Here is a 13,081-nt window from a genome sequence, read left to right as displayed (position 1 = left end):
CTTCGTCACCCAGGTCCCCAGGGGTGGCCTCGCGCGGTCGTAAGCTCACTCTAAACAGCAGTTCTTCACATACCGGAGGGGGTCTGTGATGGAGAGTGAAGGTTCGGTTCGGGGGTCCGACTTCGCCACCGCCTTCCGCGACGGGATCAACGCGCGCCGGGTGACCCTGTCGTGGGTGCAGGAGCGCCTGCGCGCCCGCGGCAACCAGGTGTCGATGGCGACGCTGAGCTACTGGCGCTCGGGAGCGCGGCATCCGGAGGGCGCGCAATCGCTCGCCGCGGTCGCCGATATCGAGGAGCTGCTGCACCTCGAGAGCGGCACGCTCACCGGGCTGTTGCGGTCGTCGCGCACGGGCCCGCTCGGACCGAACCTCTTCCCGCTCGACGAGCACGCGATCGAGGAAGCGGTGAAGGAGGCCTTCGCGGCGCTCGGCGCGGAATACCCCGACACCTCGCGCGAGCTGACCACGCATTCGGTGACGGACGTCGGCGTCGAAGGGCATGTCGTGCGCAGCCACACGCGCAGCATCGTGCAGTCGACGATCGGCACCATCACCGCGATCCCGTTCCTCGAGCTCACCCCCGGCATCCGCACCCCGGCTCCCGAGTTCGCCGCCGACTTCGGGGGTCGCATCGCGAAGCGCTACTCGCACCCCGACGGCGAGGTGCACGGCGTGCTGTTCGAGCTCGATGCTCCGCTCACGGCGCCGAACACCGCGATGGTCGAGTGGTCGGTGTCGTACCCGCCGGGGTACCCACCGCAGCTCGAGACCGGGCATGCCGTCGCCCGCCAGTGCCGCGAGTTGCTGGTGTGGACCAGATTCCACCCCGATGCGCTGCCGGACTGGTTCGAGGAGCAGGTCGACACCCCCCAGAGCCAGACGGCGACGCCGCTGACGTTGACGTCGGGCACCTCGATCCACCAGGTGCGCCGCGCGTTCGGACCGGGTGCGCTGCTGCTGCGCTGGGGCTTCGGCGAGCGCGAACCCCGATCGGGTCAGCCGGGCTGATCGCCGGTCGCGACCGGACGCCCCGGCGTGTTCGACCACTGGCTCCACGAGCCCGGGAAGACCTTCGCCTCGATGCCGACCTCGTCGAGCACGAGGGCCGTATGCGCGGCGGTGACTCCTGAGCCGCAGTACGCCGCGACGCGGGTGCCCTCGGCGATGCCGACCGTCGCGAGGTTGGCGCGCACGGTCTCCGCATCGAGGATGCGACCCTCGGCGTCGAGGTGCAGCATCGTGGGCAGGTTGACGGCGCCGGGGATATGCCCGGCGATCGGGTCGAGAGGTTCGGTCTCACCGCGGTAGCGCTCGGGAGCGCGCACATCGAGCAGCACCCCGGATGCCGGGAACGCCGCCGCCTCGTCGATCGACAGGGCGTCGCCGCCGATCTCACGCAGCACCGCGGTGCCCTCCTCGGGGGACTCATCGGTGGTGTCGACGTCGTGACCGGCGGCGATCCATCCGCGGATGCCGCCCTCGAGCACGTGCACGTCGATGCCCGCCTGGCGCAGCAGCCACCACGCCCGCGCAGCGGCGAGGCCCTTCGCATCGTCGTAGGCGACGACCAGATCGCCGTCGTGCACGCCCCAGCGCCGCACCGCCCGCTGCAGGGTTTCGGTCGATGGCAGCGGGTGCCGCCCCTCGTCGGGTGCGCCGTGGGTGGAGAGTTCGGAGTCGAGCGGCACATAGACGGCGCCCGGGATATGACCCTCGAGATACTCGGCGTGCCCGTCGGGGCGGTCGAGCCGCCAGCGCACGTCGATCACGCGCACGGGGGCACCCTGCTCGCGCAGGTCGCTCAGTTCGTCGGGGCTCACGAAGTTGCTCATGCAGCGAGGCTACCGGCGCTATCCTCGATGAGGCACCCGTCGAGAAAGGGCACCGATGCCCACTCGTCTGCGCTGGATGCGCTTCCGCCCGCAGGAGGCCGCCCTCATCGCGATCACCGCGGTCTGGGGCAGCACGTTCCTGCTCGTGCACTGGGCGATGCAGCACTCGGGTCCGTGGTTCTTCGTGGGCCTGCGCTTCCTCGTGGCGGGGCTCATCAGCATCGTCATCTTCCACCGCGTGCTGCGCGGCATCCGCTGGCGCGATATCGGTGCCGGCGTCGCGATCGGCGTCATGATCTATCTCGGCTACGGTCTGCAGACCGTCGGACTGCAGACCATCGACTCCAGCACCTCCGCCTTCATCACCGCGATGTACGTTCCGCTGGTGCCGCTCGCACAGTGGGCCGTATTCCGCAAACGTCCGCCCGCGATGGCGTTCGTCGGGGCGGCGCTCGCGTTCGTCGGACTCGTGCTGATCGCCGGACCCGACGCGTTCGCCCTCACCCTCGGCGCGGGCGAGATCGCGACGATGATCAGCACTCTGCCGATCGCGGCCGAGATCATCCTCATCAGCGTGTTCGCCGGGCGCATCGACCTCGGACGCATCACGATCGTGCAGCTGCTCACGGCCGGCGTTCTCGGACTTCTGACGATGCCGGCGGTCGGAGAGGGGATCCCGGAGTTCTCCTGGGTGTGGGTCGTGTGCGCGGTCGGTCTCGGTGCGGCGAGCTGCCTCATCCAGCTCACGATGAACTGGGCGCAGAAGTCGGTCTCCCCCACGCGCGCGACCATCATCTACGCGGGCGAGCCGGTGTGGGCGGGCGTGATCGGGCGGATCGCCGGCGAGCGCCTGCCCGCCCTCGCCCTGGCCGGCGGCGCACTCGTGGTGCTCGGCATCCTCGCGAGCGAACTGAAGTTCGTACGGCGGCGAGCGGATCACTCGTCGAAACCCACCGGCCCCGTCAAGACCCACCGGTCCTGACGTCGCGGGCGATGGGTCTCGACGCGCGCGATGGGTTTCGACGCGCAGACCGGCCGGAGATCGGATGCTTCATCCCGGGAATAGAAGCCGCCGCGCCGCGTTCTACCCGACATGATTGAAAGTTCAACGGTCGTTCCGCTCGCCTCCGAGCGGACACGTGTGCGCGTGCCGATGGCCTTCGCCGACGGCTACTCGACCACCGTCGACGTCGTCACCTTCGACGGCCTCGTCGACGGGCGCGAGCATCTGCTGCTCGGCCTCGGCGACTGGCGCGCGGCGCTCGATCGCGCGGCGAACGGCGGCACGGCGCCCCTCGTGCGCCCGCACAGCGAGTGCCTCACCGGCGACGTCTTCGGCTCGCAGCGCTGCGACTGCGGACCCCAGTTGCGCGAAGCCGTCGAGCGCATCGCCGACGAGGGCGGTTTCCTCCTGTACCTCCGCCAGGAAGGACGCGGCATCGGCCTCTACGCCAAGCTCGACGCCTACGCGCTGCAGGACTCCGGCCTCGACACCTACGAGGCGAACGTCGCCCTCGGTCGCGGTGAGGACGAGCGCGACTACACCGTCGCCGCTCAGATGCTCGCGGCGGTCGGCGTCGACGGCATCCGCCTGCTCAGCAACAACCCCGACAAGGCGCGGCAGCTCGAGGTCCTCGGCATCCGCGTGACCGAGCACGTTCCCACCGGGGTGCACCTCTCGGAGGCGAACACCCGCTACCTCGAGGCCAAGCGCGACCACACCGCGCACACCATCGACCTCTCGGCGGCGTGAGCATGGACGCGCGTATCGACGGATCGACGGATGCCGCGCGGCACCCCCGCCGGCTCGACGACGCCGAGATGCAGACGTGGCTCCCGGTGATCCGCTTCGTGCAGCTGCTTCCGCAGGTGCTCGACCGCGCGCTGAAGGACGAGGTCGGGCTCAATCACGCGCGGTACGCGATCCTCATCATGCTCGCCGGGCACATCGAGGGAGGGGCGACGACCATGACCGAGCTCGCCCGCATCGCCGGGCTCAGCCGATCTCGCCTGAGCCACGCGATCGACTCGCTCGAGGAGCGCGGCTGGGTCGAACGCACCTCGTGCGGCGCCGACAAGCGCACGCTGTCTGCGGCCCTCACCCCGGCGGGCCGCGACCTGCTGCGCGAGGCGGCGCCCGTGCACGTCGAGCAGATCCGCGAACTCGTGCTCGACCCGCTCACCGACGAGGAACGCGGTCAGCTCGCCGGCATCCTCACGAAGCTGCTGCCCGGCGTGACGGCGGCGCTGTAGGCGTTCTGCTCTGAGCAGAAACGATGGATGCCGCAGAACGCCGCGTCGTACCGTGAGGCATGGCCGACATCGTCCCTTTCCCGCGCACGCCCCGCCCGAGCGCCCCCGAGCCGTTGTGGCGCCACCTCCTCGGCGAGCAGTTGCGCCGACGACGCCACGAACGCGGCGAGACGCTCTCCGAGACCGCCGACACCGCGGGCGTCTCGCCGCAGTACCTCTCGGAGGTCGAGCGCGGGCGCAAGGAGCCGTCGAGCGAGATGATCGCGGCGATCGCCGGCGCACTCGACACCAGCCTCATCGAGCTCACCAGCGCGGTCGCCGATGAGCTGCGCGCGGCGTCGGTGCCGGCATCCGCCCGCGCATCGGTCTTCGCCCTGGCGGCCTGAGGTTTCGCGAGGGCTGGACGCTTCGACAGGCTCAGCGACCCACGGCTGCGGCCCCTCCGCTGGGTCCCTGAGCCTGTCGAAGGGTCCCACCCCGCACTACGCCCGCGCCCCCAGCACCGTGTCGATCAATCCATACGCCAGGGCGGCGGATGCCGTGAACACGCGGTCGCGGTCGGTGTCGGCGCGCAGCTCCCGGGCCGTGCGGCCGCTGTGCAGGGCGAGGATCGCCTCCATATCGGCGCGCACCCGAACGACCTCGTCGGCCGCGAGGATCAGGTCGGGAATCGCCCCGCGCGACTGACCTGCCGGCTGGTGCAGCACCAGCCGGGCGTGCGCGAGGGCGGCCCGCTCCCCCGGCGCTCCCGCGGCGACGAGCAGGGCGGCCGGTCCGATCGCCTGCCCCACGCACGTCGTCGCGATGCTCGGGCGGATGTGCTGCATCGTGTCGTAGATCGCGAGCGCGGCCCCCGGGTCGCCGCCCTCGCTGTTGATGTAGAACTGGATCGCGCTCTCGGGACCGTCGGCGTCGAGGTGCAGCAACTGGGCGATCAGCGCGTTCGCGACCCCCGCGTCGATGCCCGTGCCGAGGTAGATGACGCGCTCGGCGAGCAGGTGCGAATAGACGTCCATGACGCGCTCGCCCCGCGGATGCTGCGCGATCACGTTCGGGATCGTGTAGCCGCTCATGCGCCCGCCCCCAGTCCGACCCGCGCACGTCGCCGGGGCATCACTTCGGAGAGAGACGACACGATCTCGTCGATGAAGCCGTAGTCGCGCGCCTGCTCGGCCGTGTACCAACGATCGTGCAGCGAGTCCTCGAAGATGCGCTCGCGGGTCTGCCCGGTGTCGTCGGAGATGAGTCCGAGCACCGTGTCGCGCATGTGGCGGAGGTCATCGGCCTGGGTCTCGATCTCGCCCGCGGAGCCGCCGATCCCGGCCGACCCCTGGTGCATGAGGATGCGCGCGTGCGGCAGCGCCCGACGCTTGCCCGTCGTGCCCGCCGAGAGCAGGAACTGCCCCGCGCTGCAGGCGAGCCCGAGCGCGAGGGTCGAGACGTCGTTGGGGACGAGGCGCATGATGTCGCGGATCGCGAGCATCGACGGCACCGAGCCGCCGGGCGAGTGGATCCAGAGGGCGATGTCGGTCGCGGCGTCCTCGGCCGAGAGGGTGAGCAGCTGCGTCATGAGCAGCGTGCCGTTGTCGTCGTCGAGGGCGCCGTCGAGCACCAGGACGCGTTCGTGGAACAGGGCGCGTCGGGCTTCGGGCCCGAACTGCGGGAGGGGGTTCTCTTCGCTCATGCCCCCAGCATCCGTCCGCGTTCGCCCGCGCACACCGAAATCCGCCCCCAGCCGATCCGCCCTGGGCAGAGGGCATCTTCACGGCGCGTAACACCCCCGACTCACGCGGTTCTTAGGCTGGAGGCATGGCCAAGCATGAAGAGAACTCGTGGTCCGAGGACGGCATCAACTTCCGCACCCGCAAGTGGGTGCGCCCCGAAGACCTCAACGCCAACGGGTCTCTGTTCGGCGGCAGCCTGCTGAAATGGATCGACGAGGAGGCCGCGATCTACGCGATCGTGCAGCTCGGCAACTACCGCGCGGTGACGAAGCTGATCTCGGAGATCAACTTCGAGGCGTCGGCCGTGCAGGGAGACCTGATCGAGATCGGTCTGACCGCCACGCACTTCGGGCGCACCTCGCTGACCATGCGGGCCGTCGCGCGCAACATGATCACGCGCAAGCGCATCCTCACGATCGAGAAGATCGTGTTCGTGAGTCTCGACGAGGACGGCAACCCGACCCCGCACGGCTACCGCGACATCACCTACAACCGCGACCGGATGCCCACCGAGCGACTCGCGACCGGCACGGTCACACTGCCCAAGCTCTGACCGACGGGCGCGAGCGCATCGAACGCCTGCGCGAGGTCGGCGATCAGGTCGTCGGCATCCTCGAGGCCGATCGACAGGCGCAGCACGTCGGCGGCGGGGCGCGCCTCGGCGGGCACCGGCCGGTGCGTGAGCGCGGCGGGGTGCTGGATGAGCGAGTCGACGCCGCCGAGCGAGACGGCGTGGGTGAAGAGCGCGGTGGCCGAGGCGACAGCGGATGCCGCAGCGTATCCACCCTGCATCCGCATCGCGATCATCGCCCCGGTGCCGCGCATCTGCCGGTCGAGGATGCCGTGCGGGTCGCCGTCGAGCCCGGGATAGAAGACCTCGGCGATCTCGGGCCGGTCGAGCAGCCACGACACGATGCGGCCGGCGTTCTGCTGCTGGCGCTGCATGCGCACGGGCAGCGTCGCGAGTCCGCGGTGCAGCAGGTACGCGCCGAGCGGGTGCAGCAGACCACCCGTCACGGCGCGTACACGTCGTAGCGCTTCGGCGGTCTCCTCGCTGCACGCCACGACTCCGGCGATCACATCGCCGTGCCCTCCCAGGTACTTGGTCGCGCTGTGCAGCGACATCGCCGCTCCGAGATCGATCGGGTTCTGCAGGATCGGTGTCGCGAACGTGTTGTCGACGACCACCGGCACGATGCCTGCGAGACGCACGACCTCGGCGATGTCGGCGACGTCGAGCGTCGGGTTGGCGGGCGTCTCGAGCACCACGAGTCCGGTATCGGGACGGATGCTGTCGCCCACCTCGGGCGGATGGCAGTAGGTGACCTCGGCGCCGAGCAGCCCCGAGCCGAGCAGGTGGTCGGTACCGCCGTAGAGCGGGCGCACCGCGACGACGTGGCGCTTACCGACCGCGTTGGTGTGCGCGAGGATCACGGCGGTCATCGCCGCCATGCCCGACCCGAAGGCCACGGATGCCTCGGCGTGCTCCATCTCGGCGAGCGCCTCTTCGAAGCGGGCGACGGTCGGGTTCCACAGGCGTGCGTACACGAGGCTGCCGTCGGCGGGCGGGCGTCCGCCGGTCGCCATCGCCTCGTAGGAATCGCCTCCGCGTTCGACGTCGGGCAGCGGGTTCGTGGTCGACAGGTCGATCGGCAGCGCGTGCACCCCGAGGTCTGCAAGATCGGAGCGGCCGCTGTGGACGGCGACGGTATCGGGATGCAACGGGGCGGTCATCTCTCCATGTTGCGTGAATCACGGCAGAAGAGCGGTGATTCGACAGAATCCGCTGAGTATCACGCTGATCTCGCTATTCTGAACAACAACGGATGCCGAGGAGGACCCTGCGTTGCCCAAACCCCCAGGATCGCCGCTCGACGAGACCGACCTCGCTCTGCTCGCGGTGCTCACCCGCGAGGCCGACATCACCAACAAGGCGCTCGCCCATCGCCTGAACCTCGCCGAGTCGACCTGCGCACACCGCGTGCGGTCGCTGCGAGAGCGCGGGATCATCCGCGACACGCGGATCCGCCTCGACGAGGCATCCGTCGGGTTCCCGCTGCAGGCCATCATCAAGGTGCGCCTCGCCAACCACACCGGCCCCACGGTCACGGCACTGTTCGACGCGCTGGCGAGTGTGCCGCGCGTCCTGCAGGTCTTCCACGTCGCCGGTGTCGACGACTTCCTCGTGCACGTCGCGGTCGAGGACGCGACGGCCCTGCGCGACATCGTGCTCGAGCACATCACCGTGCACCCGGTCGTGCGCGGCACCGAGACCCAGCTCGTGTTCGAGCTGCGCGACGGCGCCGGCCTGCTCTAGCGCGTCAGGAGAAGCCTCCGTCCTGCCGTCGCCCCTCCCGTCGCGCGAACGGCTTGATCCGATGCTTCCGGTCGCGCGAACGGCTCGTCTCGGGTCTGAGATCAGCCGCTCGCGCGACGGGAACGGAATCAGCCGCTCGCGCGACCGGGACGGATGCCGCCACTCGCGCGACCGGAACGGGCGAACCTGCGCGAGGATGGAACCCATGACCCGCCGTGCCACCGCCGCCACGCAGACCATCCGCGAAATGCGCGACTTCCTGTTCGCGAACGCGACCGATTACGACGCCGCCCGTGCGGGGTTCGCCTGGCCGGAGGTCGACCGGTTCAACTTCGCCCTCGAGTGGTTCGACGTGATCGCCGGCGAGACGCCCGACCGCCCCGCGGTGCAGATCGTCGAGGCCGACCTCTCGCTGCGGTCGTGGAGCTACGGCGAACTCTCCCGCCGGTCCGACCAGGTCGCCGCGTGGCTGACCGACCTCGGCATCCGTCGTGGCGACCACCTGATCGTGATGCTCGGCAACACGATCGAGCTGTGGGAGGTGATGCTCGCGATCACCAAGATCGGCGCGGTGTCGATCCCGACCTCGACGCTGCTGTCGGCACCCGACCTCGCCTACCGGATCGAGCACGGCCGCGCCCGCGCCGTCGTCACGCTCGGCACCCTCGGCGACCGGCTCGCAGACATCGACGACGGCATCCTGCGCATCGGCATCGGCGACGGCATCCCGGCGGGTTGGGAACGATTCGCCGACTCGGCGGATGCCCCGACCGCTTTCGAGCCCGACGGCCCGACGCCCGCCACCGACACGTCGCTGCTGTACTTCACCTCGGGCACCACCAACCGTCCGAAGCTCGTGCAGCACACCCACGTCTCGTATCCGATCGGGCACCTGTCGACCATGTGGTGGCTGGGAGTGCGGCCCGATGACGTGCACCTCAACATCTCGTCGCCCGGCTGGGCGAAGCACGCGTGGTCGAGCTTCTACTCGCCGTTCCTCGCCGAGGCGACCGTGTTCGTCTACAACTACGCGCGCTTCGATGCGAACACGCTCATGCAGGTCATGGACACGCACCACGTGAGCACGTTCTGCGCGCCGCCGACGGTATGGCGGATGCTCATCCAGGCCGACCTCGCGCGCCTCACCCACCCTCCGCGTGAGCTCGTCGGCGCCGGGGAGCCGCTGAATCCCGAGGTCATCGACCGGGTGCGCGACGCGTGGGGCGGCACGATCCGCGACGGCTTCGGGCAGACCGAGATGACGTGCTGCGTGGGCAACTCGCCCGGCCAGCCGGTGAAGGTCGGCTCGATGGGGCGGCCCCTGCCGGGCTACCCCGTGGTGCTGCTCGACCCGGTGACCGGCGAGATCGTCGACGGGTCGGGCGAGGGCGAGATCGCGCTCGATCTGTCGCAGCCGCCGCTCGGACTCATGGCCGGGTACTACGACGACGCCGAGAAGACCGCGGAGTCCCGCGTCGGCGGCCACCACCACACCGGCGACATCGCCGTGCGCGACGACGACGGGTATCTCACCTACATCGGGCGCGCCGACGACGTGTTCAAGGCATCCGATTACAAGATCTCCCCGTTCGAACTCGAGTCGGTGCTGCTCGAGCACGACCTCGTGATCGAGGCGGCGGTCGTGCCGAGCCCCGACCCGACGCGTCTGTCGGTGCCGAAGGCATACGTCTGCCTGACGGCGGATGCCGTGGCCGACGGCGAGGCCGCCCGTTCGATCTTCGCCCATGCGAACGAGCACCTGTCGTCGCACCTGTGGGTGCGGGTCATCGAGTTCGTCGACGAGCTGCCCAAGACGATCTCGGGCAAGATCCGCCGCGTCGAACTGCGGGCCCGTGAGGCCGCGCGCGTCGAGGCCGGGGAGGCCGCGGGTCAGCACTGGGAGCGCGACTACCGCTGACGGCATTCGTCTCGCCCGAGTGCCACGTCGGGGGCCGATACGACGGATGCCGAACAGACGGCGGTGTTTCGTCCGACATCCGTTCTTTCGGCCCCCGAAGTGACGCCCGCGAAGTGACGCCCGCGAAGAGCTCGCGGGCGCCGGGACTCAGCGCACGACGGCGATCGAGCCGGTCGCGGTGCTCGGCGTGCGCGCCGGCACCAGGATCGTGGTCGTGGCCGGAGCGGGCTGCGACGCCTCGACCACCGCTGCCGCTCGAGCCGCGCTGCGCGTCATGCGGCCGTTGTCGGCGACGCTGACGATCGCGCGCGCAATGCCGCCGAGCACGAGCATCGCACCCAGCGCCGCCCCCGAGATGATCAGGGGCAGCCACTGGTGGGCGAACGATGCCGTGGAGCTCAGGAGTGCTGCGGGAATCCACACCCCGACCGCTCCACCGCTGAGCCCACCGGCACCGCGAGCGATCGCGGCCCCCGCCACGATCGCGCAGACGACGGCGAGTGCCGTGCCGATCCATCCGATCGGAACCAGAAATCCGGCCAGGTCCCTGGCAATGGCAGCTGTCGTCATGATGACCCCCCGGTCTGCGGAATCTCCGCACTCTCCACAGTAGAAAAGCGTACGCGGATACCCATCCGTCTCACGCATGATCTTTGTCATCCTTTCGGAGGACAGCGATCGGAACCCTTCGTCTTCTAGACGACCGAAGTGCTCATTTCTGACGCGGTTTCGACGTTTCGATCCGCGAGGATTCCGGATGCCTCAGCGTCGGGCCTTGCGACGCGACGGGCGCAGGGTCAGTCGCCGCAGGCCGCGCTTTCGCACGACGGGGATCGGCTGGGTGACGACCGCGTCGACGACCATCGATCCGTCGGTCGGGCCGACGATCGCCATCGCCGAGGTCTCGGTCGCCTCGGCGGGTGCGACGGGCAGCTTCGCGAGCGCACGATGCGCCTTCACGTACGCGGGCACCAGCAGCACGATCGCACCGACCCAGGCGAGCGGGTTGCTGAGCGCGACGCCGGCGAACCCGATGACCGCTCCGAGCGCGACCGCCGCCACCACGCGCATGACGAGCTCGATCACCCCGGTGACCGTCGGCACGAGCGTGTGCCCGAGTCCCTGCAGCGCGCCGCGCAGCACGAACAGGATGCCGAGCGCCCAGTAGCCCGCACCATTGATGATGAGCATGAGGTGCGCGAGGTCGACGACCTCGTCCGACCCCTCGCCGACGAACAGCCGCACCATCGGCGCACCGAACGCGACGAGCAGTCCGCCGAGCACGAGCCCCGCAGCGATCGCCATCCACGTCGCCTCCTTGACCCCGCGGCGGATCCGGTCGGGGCGGCGTCCGCCGTGGTTCTGCGCCGCGTACATCGAGGTCGCCAGCCCCAGCGACGAGAGCAGGGCGACGGCGAGACCGTCGACCCGCGAGGCGGTCGTGTAAGCGGCGACGGCATCCGATCCCAGCGTGTTCAACGCGACCTGCACCGTCAGCGTGCCGATCGCGATGATCGAGGCCTGGAAGCCCATGGGCAGGCCGAGGCGCAGGTGCTCGGCGATGTCGGAGCGGGTGACACGCCAGTCGCTGCGACGCAGGTGCAGCATCGGCAGGCGACGGCGAACGAACTCGAGGCACAGCGCGACCGAGATGGCCTGGGCGATGACGGTGGCGAGCGCCGCTCCACCGACGCCCCACTCGAGGGGGCCGACCATGAGCACCACGAGACCGACGTTGAGCGCGCACGAGATCGTGAGGAAGACGAGCGGGGTGCGCGAGTCGCCGATCGCGCGGATGATCGCCGACAGGTAGTTGAAGAACATCGTGGCGCTGGCGCCGAGGAAGCTGATCTGCGTGAAGGTCGTGGCCTCGGGCATGAGCTCGGCCGGCGTCTGCAGGAGGGCGAGCAGGGGGCCGGCGATCAACGGCGCGCACGCCGTGAGGATCACACTCGTCGCGCCGCTGAGCAGCACGCCGGTCGCGACCGAACGCCGGACGGCGGCGTTGTCGCGCGCGCCGAACGCCTGGGCGATCGGGATCGCGAACCCGCTCGTCAGTCCCCAAGCGAAGCCGAGCAGCAGGAACAGCAGGGGTCCGGTCGCACCGACCGCGGCGAGCGACGTCACGCCGAGGTGCCGCCCGACGACGATCGCGTCGGCGAACTGGTAGAGCTGCTGCACGACGTTGCCGAGCAGCAGGGGGATCGAGAAGGCGAGGATGACGCGCCACGGACGGCCCGTGGTGAGGGAGGTTGCCATGAGGGAGGACTCGCAGGGCTGGAGTACGGATGCGGGGATGGCGGCACTGCTCCGTGTCGCGGGAAAGAGTCTATCGAATCGATTCGGCGAAGTGCACGCGAATCCCCTGGATAGGGTGGGCGGATGAGCAGGTATCCGGCGACGATCGCGGATGCCGTCGACCACGAGCTCGTCATCAAGAAGTCGCGGTTCCTCGCGCACATCGCTCCGGTCGGCTCGGTCGAGGAGGCCGAAACGGTGAGCGCCGGCATCCGCAAGCGGGCGTGGGACGCCGCGCACAACTGCACCGCGATGGTGACCGGCCTGCTCGGGGATCAAGCCCGCTCATCGGACGACGGCGAACCGTCGGGCACCGCGGGCGTCCCGATGCTCGAGGTGCTGCGGCGCCGCGAACTGACCGATGTGGTGGCCGTCGTCACCCGGTACTTCGGCGGCGTGAAGCTCGGCGCCGGCGGGCTCGTACGGGCCTACTCGACCGCCACCTCGGAGGCACTCGACCTCGCCCGGCTCGTGCGGCGGGAGGCGCTCACGCAGGTGCGGATCGAGGTCGCGCACGCCGACGCCGGGCGGTTCGACAATCTGCTGCGGGACTGGGCCGTGCACCACGGAGCCACGCTCGGCGAGCCGGCCTATGGGGCAGCGGCCACGCTCGAGGTCTGGGCACCGGCGGGCGAGCTCGCACACCTGGCGGATGCCGTGGCCGCGGCATCCGGAGGGGGCGTCGTGCCCGTGGTCGGTGTCGAGCGGGTGGTCGACGTTCCGGCGTGAGTTCGTTGC

15 protein-coding genes are annotated in these 13,081 nt (G+C 70.1%); 9 read left to right on the top strand and 6 right to left on the bottom strand.

Annotated features, from left to right (window positions below; translation table 11 throughout):
- The first annotated feature begins 88 nt into the window (after positions 1 to 88).
- Complete coding sequence (locus ACIPVN_RS10760) at positions 89 to 1,009, top strand: hypothetical protein (RefSeq protein WP_400442702.1); 921 nt, start codon at positions 89 to 91, stop codon at positions 1,007 to 1,009.
- Here ACIPVN_RS10760 and ACIPVN_RS10755 read toward each other — a convergent pair.
- On the bottom strand, positions 997 to 1,833 hold the full coding sequence (locus tag ACIPVN_RS10755) for a sulfurtransferase (RefSeq protein ID WP_400442701.1): 837 nt from the start codon (positions 1,831 to 1,833) through the stop codon (positions 997 to 999). The genes ACIPVN_RS10760 and ACIPVN_RS10755 overlap by 13 nt on opposite strands.
- A gap of 55 nt (positions 1,834 to 1,888) precedes the next feature.
- On the opposite strand from ACIPVN_RS10755, the gene ACIPVN_RS10750 reads away from it, so the two are divergent.
- The 4 genes from ACIPVN_RS10750 (at position 1,889) to ACIPVN_RS10735 (ending at position 4,472) form a co-directional block, all read left to right on the top strand.
- Positions 1,889 to 2,815 carry a DMT family transporter gene (locus ACIPVN_RS10750; protein ID WP_400442700.1) on the top strand — a complete coding sequence of 309 codons (927 nt, stop codon included), beginning with the start codon at positions 1,889 to 1,891 and terminating at the stop codon, positions 2,813 to 2,815.
- A 111-nt stretch (positions 2,816 to 2,926) separates the two neighbouring features.
- Positions 2,927 to 3,586 (top strand): GTP cyclohydrolase II, encoded by a 660-nt coding sequence (ribA, locus tag ACIPVN_RS10745; RefSeq protein ID WP_400442699.1) that lies wholly within the window; start codon positions 2,927 to 2,929, stop codon positions 3,584 to 3,586.
- Positions 3,587 to 3,588: 2 nt separating this feature from the next.
- Positions 3,589 to 4,086 carry a MarR family winged helix-turn-helix transcriptional regulator gene (locus ACIPVN_RS10740; protein ID WP_400442698.1) on the top strand — a complete coding sequence of 166 codons (498 nt, stop codon included), beginning with the start codon at positions 3,589 to 3,591 and terminating at the stop codon, positions 4,084 to 4,086.
- A 59-nt stretch (positions 4,087 to 4,145) separates the two neighbouring features.
- Positions 4,146 to 4,472, top strand: a complete 327-nt coding sequence (locus ACIPVN_RS10735) for a helix-turn-helix domain-containing protein (protein WP_400442697.1) — start codon at positions 4,146 to 4,148, stop codon at positions 4,470 to 4,472.
- Between the two features lie 96 nt (positions 4,473 to 4,568).
- Here ACIPVN_RS10735 and ACIPVN_RS10730 read toward each other — a convergent pair whose 3' ends face one another.
- Complete coding sequence (locus ACIPVN_RS10730) at positions 4,569 to 5,159, bottom strand: ClpP family protease (RefSeq protein ID WP_400442696.1); 591 nt, start codon at positions 5,157 to 5,159, stop codon at positions 4,569 to 4,571.
- Entirely contained in the window at positions 5,156 to 5,770 is a 615-nt protein-coding gene (locus ACIPVN_RS10725) for a ClpP family protease (RefSeq protein ID WP_400442695.1), read from the bottom strand. Before ACIPVN_RS10725 ends, ACIPVN_RS10730 begins: the two co-directional genes overlap by 4 nt.
- 125 nt (positions 5,771 to 5,895) lie before the next feature.
- Between ACIPVN_RS10725 and ACIPVN_RS10720 the strand changes: the two genes are divergently transcribed.
- The gene (locus ACIPVN_RS10720; protein WP_400442694.1) at positions 5,896 to 6,363 is read left to right on the top strand and encodes an acyl-CoA thioesterase; all 468 of its coding nucleotides are present in this window, start codon (positions 5,896 to 5,898) and stop codon (positions 6,361 to 6,363) included.
- Here ACIPVN_RS10720 and ACIPVN_RS10715 read toward each other — a convergent pair.
- Complete coding sequence (locus ACIPVN_RS10715; RefSeq protein ID WP_400442693.1) at positions 6,297 to 7,544, bottom strand: trans-sulfuration enzyme family protein; 1,248 nt, start codon at positions 7,542 to 7,544, stop codon at positions 6,297 to 6,299. The two genes, ACIPVN_RS10720 and ACIPVN_RS10715, sit on opposite strands and share 67 nt — an antisense overlap.
- A 112-nt stretch (positions 7,545 to 7,656) precedes the next feature.
- Between ACIPVN_RS10715 and ACIPVN_RS10710 the strand changes: the two genes are divergently transcribed.
- Together ACIPVN_RS10710 and ACIPVN_RS10705 are read left to right on the top strand one after the other, a co-directional pair.
- Positions 7,657 to 8,127 carry an Lrp/AsnC family transcriptional regulator gene (locus ACIPVN_RS10710; protein WP_400442692.1) on the top strand — a complete coding sequence of 157 codons (471 nt, stop codon included), beginning with the start codon at positions 7,657 to 7,659 and terminating at the stop codon, positions 8,125 to 8,127.
- Positions 8,128 to 8,332: 205 nt separating this feature from the next.
- The gene (locus tag ACIPVN_RS10705) at positions 8,333 to 10,045 is read left to right on the top strand and encodes an AMP-binding protein (protein WP_400442691.1); all 1,713 of its coding nucleotides are present in this window, start codon (positions 8,333 to 8,335) and stop codon (positions 10,043 to 10,045) included.
- 147 nt (positions 10,046 to 10,192) lie between these two features.
- Here ACIPVN_RS10705 and ACIPVN_RS10700 read toward each other — a convergent pair whose 3' ends face one another.
- On the bottom strand, positions 10,193 to 10,615 hold the full coding sequence (locus tag ACIPVN_RS10700) for a hypothetical protein (protein ID WP_400442690.1): 423 nt from the start codon (positions 10,613 to 10,615) through the stop codon (positions 10,193 to 10,195).
- A 192-nt stretch (positions 10,616 to 10,807) separates the two neighbouring features.
- Positions 10,808 to 12,304: an MATE family efflux transporter gene (locus tag ACIPVN_RS10695; protein WP_400442689.1), complete on the bottom strand. Its 1,497-nt coding sequence runs from the start codon at positions 12,302 to 12,304 to the stop codon at positions 10,808 to 10,810.
- Positions 12,305 to 12,427: 123 nt separating this feature from the next.
- Here ACIPVN_RS10695 and ACIPVN_RS10690 point away from each other — a divergent pair, with 123 nt between their 5' ends.
- Positions 12,428 to 13,072, top strand: a complete 645-nt coding sequence (locus ACIPVN_RS10690) for an IMPACT family protein (RefSeq protein WP_400442688.1) — start codon at positions 12,428 to 12,430, stop codon at positions 13,070 to 13,072.
- Positions 13,073 to 13,081 lie beyond the last annotated feature (9 nt).

It is taken from the genome of Microbacterium sp. NPDC090003 (genome assembly GCF_044748385.1).
In the GTDB taxonomy this organism is placed as follows: domain Bacteria; phylum Actinomycetota; class Actinomycetes; order Actinomycetales; family Microbacteriaceae; genus Microbacterium.
This window is presented reverse-complemented; position numbering and strand designations above follow the sequence as displayed.

Bases quoted from the DNA above. Each gene is read 5' to 3' on its own strand.
- ACIPVN_RS10705 (WP_400442691.1), top strand. From the start codon at position 8,333: ATGACCCGCCGTGCCACCGCCGCCACGCAGACCATCCGCGAAATGCGC.
- ACIPVN_RS10740 (WP_400442698.1), top strand. From the start codon at position 3,589: ATGGACGCGCGTATCGACGGATCGACGGATGCCGCGCGGCACCCCCGC.
- ACIPVN_RS10700 (WP_400442690.1), bottom strand. From the start codon at position 10,615: ATGACGACAGCTGCCATTGCCAGGGACCTGGCCGGATTTCTGGTTCCG.
- ACIPVN_RS10755 (WP_400442701.1), bottom strand. From the start codon at position 1,833: ATGAGCAACTTCGTGAGCCCCGACGAACTGAGCGACCTGCGCGAGCAG.
- ACIPVN_RS10720 (WP_400442694.1), top strand. From the start codon at position 5,896: ATGGCCAAGCATGAAGAGAACTCGTGGTCCGAGGACGGCATCAACTTC.
- ACIPVN_RS10760 (WP_400442702.1), top strand. From the start codon at position 89: ATGGAGAGTGAAGGTTCGGTTCGGGGGTCCGACTTCGCCACCGCCTTC.
- ACIPVN_RS10730 (WP_400442696.1), bottom strand. From the start codon at position 5,159: ATGAGCGGCTACACGATCCCGAACGTGATCGCGCAGCATCCGCGGGGC.
- ACIPVN_RS10750 (WP_400442700.1), top strand. From the start codon at position 1,889: ATGCCCACTCGTCTGCGCTGGATGCGCTTCCGCCCGCAGGAGGCCGCC.
- ACIPVN_RS10715 (WP_400442693.1), bottom strand. From the start codon at position 7,544: ATGACCGCCCCGTTGCATCCCGATACCGTCGCCGTCCACAGCGGCCGC.
- ACIPVN_RS10725 (WP_400442695.1), bottom strand. From the start codon at position 5,770: ATGAGCGAAGAGAACCCCCTCCCGCAGTTCGGGCCCGAAGCCCGACGC.
- ACIPVN_RS10735 (WP_400442697.1), top strand. From the start codon at position 4,146: ATGGCCGACATCGTCCCTTTCCCGCGCACGCCCCGCCCGAGCGCCCCC.
- ACIPVN_RS10690 (WP_400442688.1), top strand. From the start codon at position 12,428: ATGAGCAGGTATCCGGCGACGATCGCGGATGCCGTCGACCACGAGCTC.
- ribA (WP_400442699.1), top strand. From the start codon at position 2,927: ATGATTGAAAGTTCAACGGTCGTTCCGCTCGCCTCCGAGCGGACACGT.
- ACIPVN_RS10695 (WP_400442689.1), bottom strand. From the start codon at position 12,304: ATGGCAACCTCCCTCACCACGGGCCGTCCGTGGCGCGTCATCCTCGCC.